Annotated in this window: 19 protein-coding genes; all 19 read right to left on the bottom strand. The window is 40.1% G+C overall.

Features of this window, described 5'->3' with window-relative positions; translation table 11 throughout:
- Positions 1–25: 25 nt before the first annotated feature.
- The 19 genes from V7164_RS10160 to veg all read right to left on the bottom strand — a co-directional run bounded on the left by V7164_RS10160 (position 26) and on the right by veg (position 18,036).
- Positions 26–433, bottom strand: coding sequence for an FtsB family cell division protein (locus V7164_RS10160; RefSeq protein ID WP_335347202.1), 408 nt, complete (start codon positions 431–433; stop codon positions 26–28).
- A gap of 13 nt (positions 434–446) precedes the next feature.
- Entirely contained in the window at positions 447–1,079 is a 633-nt protein-coding gene (gene yabQ / locus V7164_RS10155) for a spore cortex biosynthesis protein YabQ (RefSeq protein WP_335354026.1), read from the bottom strand.
- Positions 1,076–1,378 carry a sporulation protein YabP gene (yabP, locus tag V7164_RS10150; RefSeq protein WP_335345286.1) on the bottom strand — a complete coding sequence of 101 codons (303 nt, stop codon included), beginning with the start codon at positions 1,376–1,378 and terminating at the stop codon, positions 1,076–1,078. Before yabP ends, yabQ begins: the two co-directional genes overlap by 4 nt.
- A 271-nt stretch (positions 1,379–1,649) precedes the next feature.
- Positions 1,650–1,916 carry an RNA-binding S4 domain-containing protein gene (locus tag V7164_RS10145; RefSeq protein WP_335345285.1) on the bottom strand — a complete coding sequence of 89 codons (267 nt, stop codon included), beginning with the start codon at positions 1,914–1,916 and terminating at the stop codon, positions 1,650–1,652.
- A complete protein-coding gene (gene mazG, locus V7164_RS10140; protein ID WP_335354025.1) occupies positions 1,903–3,381 on the bottom strand; it encodes a nucleoside triphosphate pyrophosphohydrolase in 1,479 nt (492 codons plus the stop codon). The genes V7164_RS10145 and mazG overlap by 14 nt, the downstream gene beginning before the upstream one ends.
- An 8-nt stretch (positions 3,382–3,389) precedes the next feature.
- Positions 3,390–4,997 carry a putative polysaccharide biosynthesis protein gene (locus tag V7164_RS10135; protein WP_335354024.1) on the bottom strand — a complete coding sequence of 536 codons (1,608 nt, stop codon included), beginning with the start codon at positions 4,995–4,997 and terminating at the stop codon, positions 3,390–3,392.
- Between the two features lie 245 nt (positions 4,998–5,242).
- Positions 5,243–5,779 (bottom strand): stage V sporulation protein T, encoded by a 537-nt coding sequence (gene spoVT / locus V7164_RS10130; protein WP_335345282.1) that lies wholly within the window; start codon positions 5,777–5,779, stop codon positions 5,243–5,245.
- Positions 5,780–6,206: 427 nt separating this feature from the next.
- Complete coding sequence (mfd, locus tag V7164_RS10125; protein ID WP_335354023.1) at positions 6,207–9,740, bottom strand: transcription-repair coupling factor; 3,534 nt, start codon at positions 9,738–9,740, stop codon at positions 6,207–6,209.
- A 165-nt stretch (positions 9,741–9,905) separates the two neighbouring features.
- Positions 9,906–10,136 (bottom strand): anti-sigma-F factor Fin family protein, encoded by a 231-nt coding sequence (locus V7164_RS10120; RefSeq protein ID WP_315666815.1) that lies wholly within the window; start codon positions 10,134–10,136, stop codon positions 9,906–9,908.
- A 135-nt stretch (positions 10,137–10,271) separates the two neighbouring features.
- Positions 10,272–10,832 carry an aminoacyl-tRNA hydrolase gene (pth, locus tag V7164_RS10115; protein ID WP_335345280.1) on the bottom strand — a complete coding sequence of 187 codons (561 nt, stop codon included), beginning with the start codon at positions 10,830–10,832 and terminating at the stop codon, positions 10,272–10,274.
- A 116-nt stretch (positions 10,833–10,948) separates the two neighbouring features.
- Positions 10,949–11,581: a 50S ribosomal protein L25/general stress protein Ctc gene (locus tag V7164_RS10110; RefSeq protein ID WP_335354022.1), complete on the bottom strand. Its 633-nt coding sequence runs from the start codon at positions 11,579–11,581 to the stop codon at positions 10,949–10,951.
- A gap of 162 nt (positions 11,582–11,743) precedes the next feature.
- Positions 11,744–12,700: a ribose-phosphate diphosphokinase gene (locus tag V7164_RS10105; protein WP_335345278.1), complete on the bottom strand. Its 957-nt coding sequence runs from the start codon at positions 12,698–12,700 to the stop codon at positions 11,744–11,746.
- An 18-nt stretch (positions 12,701–12,718) separates the two neighbouring features.
- Positions 12,719–14,092 (bottom strand): bifunctional UDP-N-acetylglucosamine diphosphorylase/glucosamine-1-phosphate N-acetyltransferase GlmU, encoded by a 1,374-nt coding sequence (glmU, locus tag V7164_RS10100; RefSeq protein WP_335354021.1) that lies wholly within the window; start codon positions 14,090–14,092, stop codon positions 12,719–12,721.
- A 442-nt stretch (positions 14,093–14,534) separates the two neighbouring features.
- The gene (gene spoVG, locus V7164_RS10095) at positions 14,535–14,825 is read right to left on the bottom strand and encodes a septation regulator SpoVG (RefSeq protein WP_053479353.1); all 291 of its coding nucleotides are present in this window, start codon (positions 14,823–14,825) and stop codon (positions 14,535–14,537) included.
- Between the two features lie 258 nt (positions 14,826–15,083).
- A complete protein-coding gene (locus V7164_RS10090) occupies positions 15,084–15,458 on the bottom strand; it encodes a RidA family protein (protein WP_335354020.1) in 375 nt (124 codons plus the stop codon).
- 35 nt (positions 15,459–15,493) lie between these two features.
- Complete coding sequence (gene purR, locus V7164_RS10085; protein WP_335354032.1) at positions 15,494–16,312, bottom strand: pur operon repressor; 819 nt, start codon at positions 16,310–16,312, stop codon at positions 15,494–15,496.
- A gap of 55 nt (positions 16,313–16,367) precedes the next feature.
- Positions 16,368–17,237 carry a 4-(cytidine 5'-diphospho)-2-C-methyl-D-erythritol kinase gene (gene ispE, locus V7164_RS10080; protein ID WP_335354031.1) on the bottom strand — a complete coding sequence of 290 codons (870 nt, stop codon included), beginning with the start codon at positions 17,235–17,237 and terminating at the stop codon, positions 16,368–16,370.
- Positions 17,238–17,461: 224 nt separating this feature from the next.
- Complete coding sequence (locus tag V7164_RS10075; RefSeq protein WP_335345289.1) at positions 17,462–17,638, bottom strand: small, acid-soluble spore protein, alpha/beta type; 177 nt, start codon at positions 17,636–17,638, stop codon at positions 17,462–17,464.
- 134 nt (positions 17,639–17,772) lie between these two features.
- Positions 17,773–18,036: a biofilm formation stimulator Veg gene (gene veg, locus V7164_RS10070; protein ID WP_057776771.1), complete on the bottom strand. Its 264-nt coding sequence runs from the start codon at positions 18,034–18,036 to the stop codon at positions 17,773–17,775.
- Positions 18,037–18,085: the final 49 nt, after the last annotated feature.

The raw sequence follows: 18,085 nt of genomic DNA, 5'->3' as shown, positions 1-18,085 counted from the left end.
TTAAGAAAAGAGTTCAATACAAGGGCTAATTAGAAGTTGAATCCTTTTTTTCCTCTTTTTCCTTTAACTCCGGCAAATTAAAAATGACCTCATTGTTATCCGAAAGGAAGTAATCCTTTCTAGCAAGCTTGGCTATGTATTCATCATCATTCAGCTTGACAATTTCCTCCTCCAGGGCCACTTCCTTTTTCTCTAATAAAGCCAATTCCTGTTCTAGCTTCTGTTTCTCCACTGTCTTTGCTTCGATCGATGAGGATTGCGAAACGAGCGTGGATATCATGAAAAAGGATAGAGCGATGGCACCCGTGAAGAAGACTGTTAATCTTCTATATAAGAGTCGTCTCTTCCTTCCAGCATGAATTTCTTCGGCCTCCTGCTGCTTGACATAGCTTGTATGAATTTTGGCTACATTTCTTTTCTTGATAGCCCCCATCTCGCACCCCTCCTTACTTTTTATATTTTTTCAGGATTGTTATCCACTTAGTTAAATGATTCTTTATCTTTCGTAAAACTCCTGCCATTCTATTATAAATCTTCTCGACTGATTTTTTAAGACCTTTCGGCAAAACTTTCCAAAATAATAACAAAAGCCACTTGAAAGGGAGAAGAATAATCTTACATATGAATAAAATAATCCTGAATATTAATATTAAAAGAGCCACTAGTCCCTTCTTTATCATTAAAAGTAAAGAAATAACAGCAAATATGAGTCCTCTTACTGGTTTATAGATCATATAATGAAACAATTTTAATAAAAAGCGATAAATAGCGACAATTACCGAAATAAGAATCTCCAGAAGACGCACATATAATCCTTTAAATAAACTTTGATAGGCCGCAAAGCCGCATAAAAGGGCAATAAATATATAAAATCTCAGTTCTCCGCGATTGACGATAAATAAAATATAAAAAATAGCCAGCCCTTGTACAACCCAAAAGAGGATATCATTGATAAAAACAATCCAGCTTTTGCGATTACTGCGTTTTAGGAAGCGGTTGTAAGTATCAAGAGCTGCGCCAAAGACACTGCCCATGCCAATCATGGCTAGCATGGTGATAAATTGTGTCGATAAAGTCATCGGAATAACTTGCTAAAGAAGCCTTTAGCCTTATCTCCATGCTGATCATCTAAATAAACGAGATCAAATATTTTCCCTTTTATGGAGACAACCCCTTTATCGACATCAAGATTTTTCATCTGCAGGTTCTGACCTTTAATCGCCAAAAACCCCATTACAGTATCTAATAAAAATTCCTCATTATCAAAGCTCTCTACCTGTTTAACCCCTGTAATGTCCAAAAGCCTTCTTCCACGCATAATAACATCGTGGTCCTGAACATTCGACTTTGTTGAATTTTGCTCAAAATATTGGCTCATCTTACATCCCCTCACAATCACAAAGTACAAGCTTTTTGTACATGTTATGAGAAAGGGATGAGAAATAGAACATAGAAAAGCGGAAGCACCTTGATCAGGGGCGACAAGCATAAGACGAGTTGGCAGGAAGGTTGGTCTTTACCTTCTTGTTAACTCGGCTTATGACCTCCGACGTACAGGACGTACTAGTGCCGACTTTGCCACAGGACGTGGCGTACTTAGTCGGCGAGCCCCTAGGTGCTGGAGCTAGACAAATAGAAAAGTGGAGTACTTATTCCTCGACTCCGACCTTTTCCTCTTTTACAATCGTATACATTTCTGCAGCTTCTTCTTTTTTCGTTGTTTCTTGAATCCGGTCAATTTTGACAGTGACTACTCTTTGCCCAAAGCGGATAACTAACTCATCCCCGACCTTAACAACAGTGCTTGCCTTTGCCTGCTGGCCATTCACAAGAATTCTCCCTTGATCGGAAACCTCTTTTGCCAGCGTTCTTCTTTTTATTAATCGGGATACTTTCAAAAATTTATCTAATCTCATTGTCTGGACTCCTCTCCAACCGTTTTGCTTCTTCCCAGAATTCATCTAATTGCTCTAACCGGTAATCGGCAAAGCGCTTTCCGCTCTCTTTTACCTTCTTTTCTACATAAGCAAAGCGGCGTTTGAACTTCTGATTTGTTAAAAACAGAGCTTCTTCAGCGTCAATTTGGTAAAAACGTGCAATATTCACGATAGCAAATAGGATATCACCAAACTCATTCACGATTTGCTTGCTTCCTTTTTCCGCCTCTAATTCAAATTCACGAAGCTCTTCCTTTACTTTCTCCCAGGCAGGCCCGACTTCCTCCCAGTCAAAGCCAACCTTTGCTGCCTTTTTCTGAATTTCTGCAGCGCCCATTAAATTGGGAAGGGATTTACTTATTCCGTCAAGGATTGATTTTTCCTCTGATTGGCCCTTTTCTTCCTGCTTAATATCCTGCCAATTTCTTAATACATCTTCTTCCGTCTCAGCGGTTACATCCCCAAATACATGCGGATGGCGGCGTACCATTTTTCCGGAAATCCCTTCAATCACATCTTCAATGGAAAAGAAGCCTTCATCCTCCCCTATTTGCGCATGAAGCATGACCTGCAGAAGGACATCTCCGAGTTCCTCCGCCATATGATCGATATCGTCTTCATTAATCGCTTCAATAAGCTCGTACGCTTCTTCGATTAAATACTTTTTTAATGACTCATGCGTTTGTTTTTTATCCCATGGGCAGCCATTTGGCCCGCGAAGCTCGGCAATAATCTCGCGCAGCTTGGAAAAGCTTTTATACAAAATGGCCTCATCCGTTACGGGAGGAACATAAATAGAAGTAAGATTATTTATCTCCATATCCCGATCCAATTCGTACAAAGGAACCTTGCGAAGCTGCTCTTCCTTGCTCCCTGCGGCCGTCACAATAAAAACATTATAATCATAAGGCAATAAATCCATTAGTGTAAGCTTTACTTCAGATGCCACAAACTGATCATACACCTGCCCAATGATCATGTGATGCTTCACTTCTAGCTCATCTTTCTTCAAGCTTGTTCCATCAAGCAGCTGAAAACCCTCGATTGGATCAATTTTAAGTGACTGGAACAAGGCATCAAGAAAGCTTTGCCCCCCGCCGATTTCTATCGTTATTCCATGATCTGCCGCTCTCTCCAGCAACAGCTGAACAGTGCGTTCCGCAACAAGCGGATGACCTGGTACTGCATAAGTAACATCTCCGCGTAAAGCTTCATCTAGCAGGCTCGAACAAATTTCTTCATATACTTCATGAAATTGCTCGTGTTTTTCATATATAGAGTCAAATGAAGAGAATTCAAGCCCCTCCTTCACCAATTCCATAACGACAGGATGTTCTTTCGTCCGCAGATATAGGGGGGAAGCGCTTTTCAGGGCACGGTAGACTCCTAGAGGGAGTTGCTCTAAATCCCCGGCACCTAACCCAAGAATCGTGATTTTTGACATTGATTGGTTCATCTCCTATTCCTTTTAGGCAGAAAAAAAACCAGCTTGCTCCCAAATGGCAGCATTAAAAGCTCTTTTTCTTTAAAGGTATTCCCTTTTAATACAATCCATAGATAAATAAATCCGCCAACAGCCACAGCACTTAATGCCTGAAAGCCATTAAACAAACGCCCTTCTTCGAAGCTGGCTAAATAACCCGTCATATATAAATAAACCCGCAAGGCAATAAACATAGAAAGTGCAGCTATTCCAATAATCAGGATAAATCGTTTGTTCAAAATCCGAGTCCGCACTTGATTGCGGAGCTTAACAAGCAAGATGACCATAATGAAACTTAAGGTCAAACACGAGGCTGCCGCTGCTCCCAATGTCCCTAATGGCGGAATAAGTATTGCATTTAGTACATATTTCACCACGAAGCTGCCGAGAATAACAAAGGCTGGAAAAAGAATAATGCCTAAGCCTTGTAATATTGCGGTAACGGTCATTATGATGGAGCTTAACAAAATAATAAGGCTCAAAACCCCTAAAACATCTGAACCCTCGCTGTTTTCAAACAGCATAATATTTGTTGGGCGAATAATACTCCATAAGCCGATTGTTGCGGCAACGCCTACAAACAAGGCGATTTTAAGCGCCAGCCGAATGTTATCATGCATAAATGCAAAATTTGACCTTAATTTTCCACTTGTAATAATCGGAACTAATGATAATGACATGGAAGTGGCAACCACCATCCCTACCTGAATAAGCGGCTGACCTCGATCATAAATTCCCTTAAGCTCTTTCGCCTCATGACCATCTACTCCTGAAGAAATAAGCATCGAATATAGATTTAAAGAATCTGCCATTTGCAAAAACACAAGGAGCAAGCTGCTTACGCATATGGCAAATCCCTGTACCAAAAGAGCCCTAGCTATTTGTATGTTTTTTTGAATATCAAATTTTGCTAAAGGAAGATGAGATTTCCGTCTTCCTATCCAATAAAACGTTATGAGAACAATAATGGCTGCGATTCCGCCTGTTACAGAGCCGAACGCCGCTCCTCCTCCTACAACGTACAAGCTATATCCCTTACTTGTCAGCAAAAAAGCGGCTAAGAAGATCGTAATCACTCTTATTAATTGCTCAACCACTTGGGATATGGCTGTAGGAACCATATTCCCTCTCCCTTGGTAAAAGCCTCTCAGCAATGCAACTACAGGGAAAATTAAAAAGGTGACTGAAATGACTTTCAGTAAAATCACAAGCTTAGGATCCTTCATTTGAGCCGCCAGCCAATCCGCGCCCCAGAAAAGAAAAGCAAAACAAATAAATCCGATTATAAATAATATTAGGGCGGATGTGAAAAATAGATGCTGTGCCCCATTTTTTTCCTCCCGGCTCGAAAGCTCCGTGTAAAGCTTTGAAATCACAACCGGAAAACCATATGTAGATAAAGCAAGGGCAACTCCATAAAACGGATAAACTTGCTGATAAATATAAAAACCAACATCTCCCACAATATTTTGAAACGGTACGCGGTAGACGGCGCTTAATATTTTTACGATTAATGCGGCAAAAGTTAAAACGAAAGCCCCTTTAAATAATTCTATAGCTTTTTTCTCGGGACCCATTGCCCCTCTCCTTCCAAATCTTACATTCGAAAGTATTATAACATGGCTGCTTACTTAATTGCCCCCATGAGTCACTTCATTGAATTTACCTCGTGCTGCCATGCGACGAGCTGAACAACGCTTCCCCGAGTATACTATGGCGCAGGAGCACATATATAACAGTTTATTAATTTAAAGGGCAGCCAACCCGAAAAACCATCAGTGGGCCCCCAATTATATGGAGGCCCACTGATGGAAGTTTCACCTTATGATTCCATTTGTCTTGCTAAAAATCCTGCAGCTGTTTCTACAGCCTTTTGCTCAACTTCTCCTAACGTATCTTCTTTGGCATAGATGATCACAGCACCAATTGGATCTCCATTTGCAATGATTGGTCCAATGGTGTAGGAAGAAATGGCTTCAGTATGACCATCAACCAGTGCAAATTCACCTGATTGTGTTATAAGGACTGAACTACGGTCCTCCATCGTCTTCTCTACTAATTCACTAATGTTTTTGTTTAAGTATTCCTTCTTGGATCCCCCTGCAACAGTGATATATGTATCTCTGTCACAAATTAATACTGGGTTTCCTAAGCTGTCAAACAGTGCCTCCGCATACTCTTTTGCAAAGTCGCTTAGTTCACTGATCGGTGAGTACTTCTTCAAAATGACCTCTCCATCACGGTCAACGAAAATTTCTAATGGGTCTCCTTCACGAATACGCAGCGTTCTGCGAATTTCCTTAGGAATAACCACACGCCCTAAATCATCGATTCGACGAACAATACCAGTTGCTTTCATCCAATGTTGCCTCACTTTCATCTGATGATTTTTTATAGAAATAAGAAAAAGGATTTTCCAAATTCAGACAGATGTCCGACTTCTGGCGCATTGTACTAAAGTATAATGCCCAAGGTTGGAGTCCCGCACTGAAAGCGCGCAATTTTCAGCTTTTCTTATCTGGCCATGATTCAAAATTGGGAGAAATTGAATACATCGCCATGTTTGAACTTAGTATCTTTCATATGGAAAGTTCTATACACGTTCAATTATTTTTTCTCGAGTTTATCTTTCCATTAAAACTCGGAAAAATCATCTGGATCGTTTTCTGTACTTAGATGAACTTTGGTGGTTTTTCTAAAGAAATACCCTTCGTTTTCCATGAGTAAACATATTTGAAAGCTTTTAGGGCTTTTGCTCTGCTTATTTATTTAAGGGGCATTAGAATTTATAATGCCTGACTATGCTGTTCTTTAACGGAATCCTTCATCCCTTGTACCACTTCAAAGGCTATTTTTAACCATTCATTTGGTTTGATTCCTTTTATATGGAGTACTGCCTTGAGTTTTTTTCCATCCATCCCAAGCCCTACTGTACGTCCAAATTTACTTGTGACTTCAAAGATTTTCGGACCGTCTATTCGTTCGCTTGCCTTTTCTGATTGCAGAATCAGTATTTCTTGTTTACTCTGTTTAATCGTTTCCACTCCGGCAAGCTCTCCAAGAACCTTCATTTGTGCGACTTGGAATAAATAGGCAACCTCTTCAGGGTATTCTCCGAATCGATCGAGCATTTCATCATGAAGCTCCTCGATATCCTCTATACTTGAAGCACCTCTAAAGCGTTTATACATTTCAATCTTTTGATGGCCATCTGAAATATAGGAATCAGGAATATAAGCATCTAATTCTAGATCAATTTCGAGCCTCTGCTTATTCTCATGCTCCAGATTGCCTTTCCTATTTTCGATCGCTTCCTTAAGCATTTGCGAATATAAATCAAACCCAACAGAATCAATGAAGCCATGCTGTTCAGCACCTAATAAATTTCCCGCGCCCCTAATGGACAGGTCACGCATGGCAATTTTGAATCCGGAGCCAAGCTCTGTAAATTCTTTAATAGCCTGGAGCCGCTTCTCAGCTACCTCGGTTAGTACTTTATCTTTTCTATAGGTAAAATACGCGTAGGCGACCCGATTAGAACGGCCAACCCTTCCTCTCAGCTGATAAAGCTGTGATAGCCCCATTTTATCGGCATCGTGAACAATGAGCGTGTTGACATTTGGGATATCTACCCCAGTCTCAATGATTGTCGTGCTCACAAGTACATCATATTCGCCGGAAAGGAAACCTAGCATAACCGATTCGAGCTCATTTTCAGTCATTTTCCCATGGGCATAGGTCACTCTTGCGTCTGGAACAAGCATAGATATTTCCTCCGCTTTCCGTTCTATATCCTCTACTCGGTTATAAAGGAAATAAATCTGCCCATCGCGAGCAAGCTCTCTTTCAATCGCCTCTCGTACAATTCCTCCATTATACTCCATCACATATGTCTGAATAGGAAAGCGATTTTCCGGAGGAGTTTCGATGACCGATAAATCACGCACGCCGAGCATCGACATATGAAGAGTTCTAGGAATAGGTGTAGCCGTTAATGTTAGAACATCCACATTTGTTTTCAGCTGTTTTATTTTCTCCTTATGTGTGACCCCAAACCGCTGTTCCTCATCGACAATAAGCAGGCCTAGGTCTCGATACGAAATGTCCTTTGAAAGAATACGATGAGTCCCGACTACCACATCAATGGTCCCCACCTTTAAACCTTTGATCGTTTCTGTTTGCTGTTTCCTAGATTTAAATCGGCTTAGCAATCCGACCTCGATCGGATAATCCTGAAAGCGCTCTCTCATTGTTTCGTAATGCTGCTGAGCAAGGATAGTTGTCGGAACAAGGAAAGCTACTTGTTTTCCATCGGCGATCGCTTTGAAGGCAGCACGAATCGCTACTTCTGTTTTCCCATAGCCCACATCCCCGCATAATAACCGGTCCATCGGGCGCTCTCTTTCCATATCTCTTTTAATTTCGTGAATGGAACGAAGCTGATCCTCTGTTTCTTGATATGCAAAGGCTGCCTCGAATTCCCGCTGCATCTCCCCATCTGGGCTAAAAGCATGTCCTTTCGATGCTTCTCGCTCTGCATAAAGCTTAATTAAGTCATCTGCAATATCTTGTACAGAGGATTCAACCTTCTTCTTAACCCTCTTCCAATCGCTTCCGCCAAGCTTATATAATTTAGGTTCCTTTGCTTCGGAGCCTACATATTTTTGAATAAGATCAATTTGCTCGACTGGAACATAAAGCTTATCCGTACCGTGATAACGAATATGGAGATAATCCTTATGAACCCCATTAATTTCAAGTGTTTCAATTCCTAAATATTTTCCTATCCCGTGATTCACATGAACGACATGATCTCCAACTTTTAACTCGGAATAGCTTTTAATCCGTTCCGCATTAGACAGCTTTTGACGGCGGGTCTGCTTTTTCGTTCTTTTATTAAAAAGCTCTTCTTCTGTAATGACCGCAAATCTTTGGCTTGGTAGCTCGAATCCAGTTAACAAACCACCTGCCATAATTTGAACCTTTCCTAAAAGGAGAGGCTGATCATTCTTGATATAGAATGCTTCGATTTCATAGTCTTCCAAAACTCTTTGAAGCTTCTTCACTCTTTCTTCATCAGAGCCTAAAAAGATGACCGTGTAATTTCCTTTTCTCCATCGTTCAATTTCCCCTTTGAGGACATTCATTTGACCGTGGAAGTTTTGCATTTGTTTACAGGAAATATTAATAATATTTTGCGGATTCGTATTTGGGATATGTCTTAGAAACAATGACAAATAAATGAGCGGCTGTTTCTTTTGCTGTAAAAACCCCTTTAAATTATGGGATATTTTCACATCATGAATCATTTGCCCCTCACCTAATAGACTTGTATACCACTCGGCCTCTTCCTTTTCAAGAGAGTCATTCATTTCTTGAACTCTGCTAATTTCATCGATGAAAATCAGCGCATTTTCTGGAAGATAGTCTACTAAACTATTTTCTTTTTCATATGCAAAAGAGAGATACTTAAATAGCTGGTTAGGCTTGCTCCCCATTCTTAATTGCTCAAGCTCGTATCCGATGTTCTGTGTGAGCAATGTTTTTACTTTTTCATCCTTTAACTTCTTTAGGCTTATGCCTAATCCCGCTTCAATCTTTTCAATCATTTTCTGAAAGTGCTCAACTGTTAATGGATATTCAGTTGCGGGACCAATTGTAACTTCAGATATTTTTTCCTTGGACCGTTGATCTTCCAATGAAAACGATCGAATAGAATCTACTTCTGTATCAAATAATTCAATTCGAATGGGATCGGATTCTGTTAATGGATAGATATCAATAATTCCGCCTCTTACACTAAACTCACCGGGAGACGAAACCATGCTCACACGCGAGTAGCCCATTTGGACGAATGTTAGAAGCTGCTCCTCCTGAAGTTCATCTCCTATCTTTAAGGTAAGCTGACTTTTTCTCCAGAGAGAGGCTGGTGGAAGAATTTTCCTTAAGGCTGCCATTGGTGCAATTAATATTCCATTTTTACTTTTACTCCAATAATTTAACACTTCGATTCGCTGTGCCTTTAATTCTGGGCTGGCAATACTAATTTCAGCGGCAATTAATTCATTAGCCGGATATAAAAACACTTCTGATTCCTTAACGAGATGAACGATATCATCATAAAGCTTTTGCGCCTGCAGAAGATTATGTGTAATGATTAATACCGGCCTTCGTGTTTGCTCATAGACAGATGATAGAAATAAAGTCCTTGCAGAACCGGATAAGCCTGATATTAACTGCTCCTTAAGCCCTTCCTTAATTCCAGACAAGACGGATTGCAGATCATCTTGCCCACTAATCATATTCTTGAGTCCTTTCATATGACTACCCTCCCTTTCTTAAGAAGAATGAGGCCCGTGGATGCGGGTCATGCAGACGTTGCCACAGGACGTGGCGTTCTTAGTCTGCGTTCCTTTTTTATTCAAAGCGTTCTCCGCATTTTTGAATTAAATAGAAAAATGCTTTGGATGGATGTCCAAAGCCTGTTATTGAATTAGAAAATCATGCTGATGGTATTCCGGATTTCTCTGTAGTAATTCATGACAATCCTCGCAAATTGCCTTTACCTGAAGATTGCCCGCCATATCGTACGCAATCATCTCTTGACGTTCCTCATGATTTAATAAATGAAAGCCTAATTGCTCCGTGTGGATGTCGGTATCTTCTATCGTACCAATCTCCACTCCACAATGGCGGCAATGATAATGTATAGCCATGCCTGTTCCTCCTATTATACACTCAGTATCAATAGTATGATCGTTTCTAAAGGAACTTATTCATTCGGCAATAGCTTATACAGCATAATAAGAATGATATACTATCTTATGAAAAAAGTAGAGATATATGAGGAATTATTGATTAAATTCATTCATGATTTGTAAAAACGGCTTAGAGATCCATTCCTCACAGGCATCTGAACATCTTTTGATGACTTCACCCATTTGCTCCTGCTCTTCTTTTGAAAAGCGCCCTAACACATAGTCAGACACTTTCATCCCGCTCGACGGCCTGTCAATTCCAACTCTTATTCTGTTAAACTCTTGTGTACCCAAATGTGCGATGGTGGACTTGATTCCATTATGCCCTCCAGCACTGCCCTTTTGCCTTAACCGGATCTTCCCAACCGGGAGATCTAGATCATCATAGATAACTACAAGCTCATCATTGTCAATTTCGAAATAATCCATTAACGGAACAATAGATTCACCTGAAAGGTTCATATATGTAAGCGGCTTTAATAAATATACCTTTTCCCCATTTACATGGCCCACTCCATAAACCCCCTGGAATTTCGCCTGGTCAAGAGGGATATTAAACTTCTCTGAAAGTGCATCAATGACCTCAAAACCAATATTATGCCTTGTTTTCTCATACTGCTTCCCAGGGTTCCCTAGCCCTACTATTAGTTTCATGATTCCACCTCTTATTATAAAAAGCACAGAGCACTGAACGTGAAAATAGGGCTGACCAATCATTTTTCGGGTCAGCCCCTTATTCATTGCAAGGAACTCATCTATTTTAACCTTTATTATTCACTAGCCTTAGTTTCTCTGCCTTCTTCATTTTCCGGAGTTCCACCAGCCTGCTGTTCACCGCTATGAATTTCTTCTTCTTGTCTAGGTGGAAGAATAGAAGCAATGACTTCCTCTTCCTCATTATTGATCTCATAGCTGAGGTTTGTTTTTATATCACCAATTGTTAACGTTTCATTAACCTGAAGACTAGTTACATCGACATCAACAGATTGAGGGATGTTATCCGGCGTAGCTGTAACAGAAACTTCATGTAAAGCCTGCTGCATAACACCACCGTCCTTCACTCCTGCTGCATCTCCAGTAAGAGCAATACGGACATTAGCAGTTATTTCTTGGTTCATATCTACTGCAAGAAAGTCAACATGAATAATCTCATTTTTTATCGGGTCTGCCTGATAGTCACTTAACACTACATTATGCTTCTTACCGCTTAAATCCAATGAAATGACGCCATTCCTGCCCACTTGACGGATTACTTTCGTGAAATCCTTCTCATTAAAATAAATCGATTGACTTTCAATCTTGGCCCCATAGACCACAGCAGGAATATTCCCTTCTTGTCGAATACGCGTTAAGACCGAGCCGCGAAATTCCTTTCTTTCCTTTGCTTGTAAAACAGTTGTCATAAGTAGGTCCCCTTTCCTTATTACATTAATCAAGACTCTATATAAAAAATGCCCTAAATGGGGGGAGTCTAAACCTTCTAACAATATTTAGTATAACATTGTGGAGCAAATAAAGACAGGCATGCTATTTAGCATGCCTGTCTATTGTTAATAATATTTAAATCAATCAAATAGTGTGCTTACAGATTGCTCCTCATGTACACGGATGATTGCTTCTCCAATAAGAGGCGCAACTGAAAGCTGAACTATTTTCTCCGTTCTCTTTTCTTCTGGAAGGGCGATTGAATTCGTCACAACTAACTCTTTAATTGAGGAGTTTTGGATTCTCTCAATGGCCGGGCCTGATAATACTGGATGTGTACAGCATGCATACACTTCAGACGCACCATGTTCAACAAGTGCATTTGCAGCTAATGTGATCGTTCCAGCAGTATCAATAATATCATCAATCAAGATAGCTACTTTTCCATCAATATGTCCAACAATATTCATAATTTCCGCTACATTCGGCTTCGGACGGCGCTTATCAATAATGGCAATCGGAGCTTTTAATCGTTCAGCAAGCTTTCTTGCTCTGGTTACACCGCCATGGTCTGGTGATACGATAACAACATCGTTATTCATAGCTTTATCTTTAAAGTAATCAGAAAGAATCGGAACACCCATTAAATGATCAATTGGAATGTCGAAGAAACCTTGAATTTGCGGAGCATGCAAGTCAAGTGTAATAACACGTGTTGCACCTGCTGTTTCAAGTAAGTTTGCGACAAGCTTTGCCGTAATTGGTTCACGGGCTCTAGCTTTACGATCTTGACGTGCATACCCATAATAAGGCATAACAATATTAATCGTTTTTGCCGATGCACGTTTTAGGGCATCAATCATAATGAGGAGCTCCATTAAATGTTCATTCACTGGAGAGCTTGTAGATTGAATCACATAAACATCACATCCACGAATGCTTTCTTCGATATTAATTGTAATTTCTCCATCGCTAAAACGCTGCACTGAACATTTTCCAAGCTCTACTCCGATAACATTAGCAATTTCTTTTGCCAATTCACGGTTAGAATTAAGACTAAAAACCTTTAAATTTGGATCTAAATATTGATTAGACATGTTAAGCCTCCACCTGAATTATTTCTTGCCGTTTAGTTTTTCTGCATAATTCTCTTTATTTACTTGACGCGCCCTTGCGATGGATAAAGCCCCTCCAGGAACATCCTCTGTTATCGTTGAGCCCGCTGCAACATAGGCATTTTCCCCAATGGTTACTGGTGCCACGAGATTAGAATTGCAGCCTACGAAAACTCCATCTTCTATCTTCGTCAGGAATTTATTTTTCCCATCGTAGTTGACTGTAATCGTGCCGCAACCAATATTTACATCGCGGCCGACTTCAGCATCCCCTATATAGCTTAAATGAGATGCCTTGCTTCCTTCACCGAAAACAGCTTTTTTCACTTCAACAAAGTTTCCAATTTTCACATGCCCATGAATGTCAGATTTCGGACGGATATGAGCAAATGGCCCAATTTGGACATCAGAACCAATTTGACTGTCAAAAGCTGCAGATTGCCGGATCGTGGTATGATCACCAACCGTACAATCTGAAATCTCACTATGAGGACCAATGACACAATTAGATCCGATCGCTGTTTTGCCAGAAAGAATCGTGCCAGGGTATATGATCGTATCCATTCCTATCGATATATCGGAATCAATATACGTATTGGATGGATCAATGATTGACACGCCATTTCGCATGTGGAACTCATTTATTCTCTTTCTCATCAATCGTTCCGCCTCAGAAAGAGCAACCCTGTCATTCACACCAAGAGTCTCCTCAAATTCAGCGGTTTGGAAAGCTGCAATAGGGGCTCCTTCATTTTTCAAAATCTCAATGACATCCGGCAAATAATATTCGCCCTGGACATTATCATTGCTTACCAGGCTTAAGGCTTGAAATAAAGCTTGATTATCAAAACAATAAGTACCCGTATTGATCTCTTGAATCTTTCGTTCTTCTTCTGTCGCGTCTTTATGCTCGACTATCTTCTCGACATGTCCGCTTTCATTTCGGACGATGCGTCCATAGCCAGCAGGATTGTCGGCCCAAGCAGTCAGTACCGTTGCTTTAGCGCCTTTGTCCTCGTGGTGTTTATAGAGTGCCTCCATTGTTTCATGTGCGATAAGCGGAGTATCTCCACAAACGACAATCGTAACGCCTTCTTTCCCATCAAGCATTTCCTTTGCCTGCATGACAGCATGAGCCGTACCTAGCTGTTCCTTCTGCAGTGCATACTTAATGTTGTCACCGAGTTGTGCCTGTACCAATTCCGCCCCATGACCAATGATCGTTACAATTTCCTCTATATTAAGCTTTGAAACTTGATCAACCACATGTTGAACCATCGGCTTTCCACACACAGGATGCAGGACTTTATAAAGCTTAGACTTCATTCTCGTCCCTTGGCCCGCGGCTAAAATGACCGCATAACGATTATACACAGACAGGCCCCCATTTCAAGTGAAATATATAATATCGCCCATTTCTAGAAAAGCGCAAGCGCCTTCAGAACAAATTAAGGCAGCGTGAAGCCCCAATACTCCTTTATCATTATATTGGTTCACTCACTTATTTACGAATATATTAGATGTTAATTCCATCCGCATTTTTCTTTCTTACAACCTTTTTGTCCATTAAAAATATATCTTATAAACGGTCATATTTCAAGGAATGACAAAAAACTACATATTTTTTACATGATAATGATTGAATTATTTCCATTTGAAGGAAGGAAGGTGGGTAAAGACAGCATAATCGCAGAGCTTTTTCATAAAAATGATAGGTTTGAAATGAAGAGTAATGGGGAATTAGGAGAGGAGTGCTATACACAATCGAATAACAAAAAAGAGCCTTACTTATGAAGTAGGCTCTAGTTGTTTATTATTAGGAAGCTCCTGCTTCTTCAAATTCAACTTCTAATTCACCTAAACGGTGGTATTCTGATAATACAGCCTCTTGGATTTTCCCCCGTGTTCCTGAGTTAATAGGGTGAGCAATATCCCTAAACTCGCCATCCGGAGTACGTTTGCTAGGCATTGCAACAAATAATCCATTATTCCCATCAATTACTCGAATATCGTGAACAACAAATTCATGATCTAAAGTAATAGAGGCAATCGCCCTCATTCGGCCATCTGTATTAACGCGGCGCAATCTTACGTCAGTTACTTCCATTCTGTTCACCACCTTTGCTAAAAGATACACATCTTACTCTATTTAATTCCACATATACTCAGTTTTTCCTGCTTGAATCGAAAAAATTTTTAGAATCTTTTATTCCAAATGATGAAGTTCTATTTATTACCCCATATCCATTATGACTATTCTACCAAAAATTATACAATAAATAGTAAAAGCGTCTGAACTACGAAGCTTTATACCTATAAAAAAACAAGCTCGCGAATTCAACGAGCTTGTTTTTTATTTTACCTGCTATTTTACAAGAGCTACTACTTCGATTTCTATTAAAACATCCTTAGGCAATCGAGCAACTTCTACACAAGAGCGTGCAGGCTTATGGGTATGGAAGTATTCTCCGTATACTTCATTAATTGCACCAAAGTCGTCCATATTTTTAATAAATACGGTTGCCTTCACGACTGTTTCTAAAGACGCGCCTGCCTCCTCAAGTACAGCCTGCAGATTTTTGAACACTTGATGAGTCTGAGCGATAACGTCTCCTTCCACTAGGACACCCTCAGCCGTTAACGGAATTTGACCTGAGCTGTAAAATAAGTTGTTTACGATGATTCCTTGTGAATATGGACCAATTGCGGCTGGTGCACTTGCAGTTTGAACATATTTCATATTTGTATCCCCCTCAAATATAATTTGATAATCATTTATTTTTTAAAATAATTACCTTCATTCACATTGATCTTCTTTTCCTTTTCATCAACATCTGATAATCGCAGAAGAGATAAATATTCATCCACGAGACGTTCCTCTGACTTTTCTGCTTCCACTAAAACAGCTATGCCTGCAACATAGGCTTTAAATTCCTCAAGCATGCTGACCATTCCATTGATGGTGCCTCCACCCCTCATGAAGTCATCGACAATAAGCACTCTAGAACCTTCTGCCAAGCTTCTCTTTGAAAGCATCATCGTTGATAGTCTTCTGGATGAGCCAGATACATAATTAATACTGACCGTTGAGCCTTCTGTGACTTTACTGTCCTTTCTAACGATGACAACAGGGACATTTAAATAATTGGCTACTGCATAAGCTAAAGAAATTCCCTTCGTTGCTACAGTCATGACAACATCAATGGGTGTTTCCTCAAAAGCAGAAGCAAATAAACGCCCGACCCGATTCACAATAGAAGGATTTCCTATTATATCTGTCATGTATAAATAGCCACCAGGTAATAACCGATCAGGACTGGCAATTAACTCACAAAGCTCCGATATGAATGATTTTGCTTCCTCATTCGATACTTTGACATGAAATTTCACACCGCCTGCTGCACCCGGAACCGTTTGTAACGTTCCAATTCCCCGTTGTTCAAATGTATCCTTAATAATCGCTAAATCTTCACTGATGGAGGACTTAGCTGATTTATATCTTTCTGAGAAATAAGTTAATGAAACCAATTGTCTTGGATGTTCTAATAAATAATTCGTCATATCAATTAAACGCTCACTTCGACGAAACTTCATCATAGGACCCCCAAATCCGAATATTTTATTGTTAATATATCACCATTATCCGGATTTAATCAAGTCTATGTCGTTCTCCAAGCATTCTTACTGCGAATACCTGATCACAGAAGCCTCTCAAACCATTATAAATTCGCTGCATTCTAGAGTCATGGCGAACAAGTCCGAATACAGTCGGCCCACTGCCGCTCATCAAAACAGCATCTGCACCAAATCTTCTTATTTGCTCTTTAATTTGTGCTACCTCAGGATGCAGCCGGAAGGTAACGTCTTCTAGCACATTTCCAACTAGACCGCAAACCTGTTCATAACTTCCGGCTTCTATTGCCTGAATCATTTCTTTTGTTTTCGGATGATTCACTCCATCTAATTGAAGTCTTCGATACACATCTGCTGTTGACACCCCGATAAAGGGTTTAGCCAGTATGACCCAGCAAGTCGGCGCGGCAGGAAGTTCTTTAATTACTTCCCCTCTTCCAGTAGCAAGGGCCGTTCCTCCGTAAACGCAGAATGAAACATCCGAGCCAATTTCCGCTCCAATCACAGCGAGTTCATCTAAACTTAATCCAAGATCCCATAGCTTATTCAGCCCTCTTAATACAGCAGCAGCATCACTGCTCCCTCCAGCAAGCCCTGCAGCGACTGGGATGGCTTTTTCAATTGTAATGGCGACTCCCTTTTTCACCTGAAACCGCTCTTTTAAAAGAAGTGCCGCTTGGTAAGCAAGATTTCGCTGATCATCCGGTACAAAACGGTTATGGGAAATGATCTTGATATCCTCTTGCTCTAATAAAGTTAATTCAAGGCGATCGGCTAGATCAATGGTTGTCATTATCATTTCAACTTCATGATAGCCGTCCACACGTTTATGCAAGACATCCAAAGATAAATTAATTTTAGCCGGTGCCTTTACTAAAAGCTTCAACATCTTCACCTACTTTGACAAAACGTCTCCATTTTTTGTCCTATTTTACCACAAAACAACAAAAGTAAGACGTCCTGATTAGACTTTCTTCATAAAAAGTTGTTCTTTTTGTCTAAATTTCTATAAAAAAGTGCCGGAGCATTAGCCCCGGCACACCGCAGTAAATCCATTTCGCTATTAATCACGATCTGTTTTATATACAGTTTATGTTAAGCTTCAAAAGGTTACCGATTATTCTTTAGGCTTTGCTGTGCAATTTCAACTGCTCGTTTAACCATATTTCCAGCATCCTTCGCTTTAATACCGCCCCAGCCTTCTCTTTGCACAACATCATAAAAGCCAAGTTCCTTTGCTAGCTCCTCTTTAAAGCCTTCTGTCATAATCCCTTTTCGCCTGCCTATGATTAACATCTCCTTTCACACTGCGGTAATTATAGTATGAACGTTCAATGTTTATTCATAAGAGTTAAATCGTTTTTTTACAAAAAAACAGCGACAAACATTCGTTCGCCGCTTTGAAGCAAAAAAAATTTATATTAATTTAAAGCAACTCGTCCTGTTGTATCTTCGTAGAATGTAATTTGAACAGTTTCTGTTAGAACATCTGCGTAGCTGTAGGATACACGTTCAAACGCATTTTCATCCTGATCCAGCTCAATCACAAATACAGAAGGGTACGTTTCTGCTAAAACACCTGAACGCTCAATCGTCTTCCTTCTTCCACCATTAGCCTTGAGCAATAATCTTTTCCCAAGGTTTGAATCAAGAGCTTTTTTGATATCCAATAATGTTTTTGCCATTCGTTCCACCTCACTATGTTAAGTATATCACACTGACACAGTGGAGTCA

The organism is Bacillus sp. JJ1474 (genome assembly GCF_036965225.1).
Classification (GTDB): domain Bacteria; phylum Bacillota; class Bacilli; order Bacillales; family Cytobacillaceae; genus Cytobacillus.
This window is presented reverse-complemented; position numbering and strand designations above follow the sequence as displayed.

Excerpts from the sequence above, each read along its gene's own strand:
- V7164_RS10160 (WP_335347202.1), bottom strand. The coding sequence starts at position 433 with ATGGGGGCTATCAAGAAAAGAAATGTAGCCAAAATTCATACAAGCTAT.
- yabQ (WP_335354026.1), bottom strand. The coding sequence starts at position 1,079 with ATGACTTTATCGACACAATTTATCACCATGCTAGCCATGATTGGCATG.
- yabP (WP_335345286.1), bottom strand. The coding sequence starts at position 1,378 with ATGAGCCAATATTTTGAGCAAAATTCAACAAAGTCGAATGTTCAGGAC.
- V7164_RS10145 (WP_335345285.1), bottom strand. The coding sequence starts at position 1,916 with ATGAGATTAGATAAATTTTTGAAAGTATCCCGATTAATAAAAAGAAGA.
- mazG (WP_335354025.1), bottom strand. The coding sequence starts at position 3,381 with ATGTCAAAAATCACGATTCTTGGGTTAGGTGCCGGGGATTTAGAGCAA.
- V7164_RS10135 (WP_335354024.1), bottom strand. The coding sequence starts at position 4,997 with ATGGGTCCCGAGAAAAAAGCTATAGAATTATTTAAAGGGGCTTTCGTT.
- spoVT (WP_335345282.1), bottom strand. The coding sequence starts at position 5,779 with ATGAAAGCAACTGGTATTGTTCGTCGAATCGATGATTTAGGGCGTGTG.
- mfd (WP_335354023.1), bottom strand. The coding sequence starts at position 9,740 with ATGAAAGGACTCAAGAATATGATTAGTGGGCAAGATGATCTGCAATCC.
- V7164_RS10120 (WP_315666815.1), bottom strand. The coding sequence starts at position 10,136 with ATGGCTATACATTATCATTGCCGCCATTGTGGAGTGGAGATTGGTACG.
- pth (WP_335345280.1), bottom strand. The coding sequence starts at position 10,832 with ATGAAACTAATAGTAGGGCTAGGGAACCCTGGGAAGCAGTATGAGAAA.
- V7164_RS10110 (WP_335354022.1), bottom strand. The coding sequence starts at position 11,581 with ATGACAACTGTTTTACAAGCAAAGGAAAGAAAGGAATTTCGCGGCTCG.
- V7164_RS10105 (WP_335345278.1), bottom strand. The coding sequence starts at position 12,700 with ATGTCTAATCAATATTTAGATCCAAATTTAAAGGTTTTTAGTCTTAAT.
- spoVG (WP_053479353.1), bottom strand. The coding sequence starts at position 14,825 with ATGGAAGTAACTGACGTAAGATTGCGCCGCGTTAATACAGATGGCCGA.
- V7164_RS10090 (WP_335354020.1), bottom strand. The coding sequence starts at position 15,458 with ATGAAATATGTTCAAACTGCAAGTGCACCAGCCGCAATTGGTCCATAT.
- purR (WP_335354032.1), bottom strand. The coding sequence starts at position 16,312 with ATGAAGTTTCGTCGAAGTGAGCGTTTAATTGATATGACGAATTATTTA.
- veg (WP_057776771.1), bottom strand. The coding sequence starts at position 18,036 with ATGGCAAAAACATTATTGGATATCAAAAAAGCTCTTGATTCAAACCTT.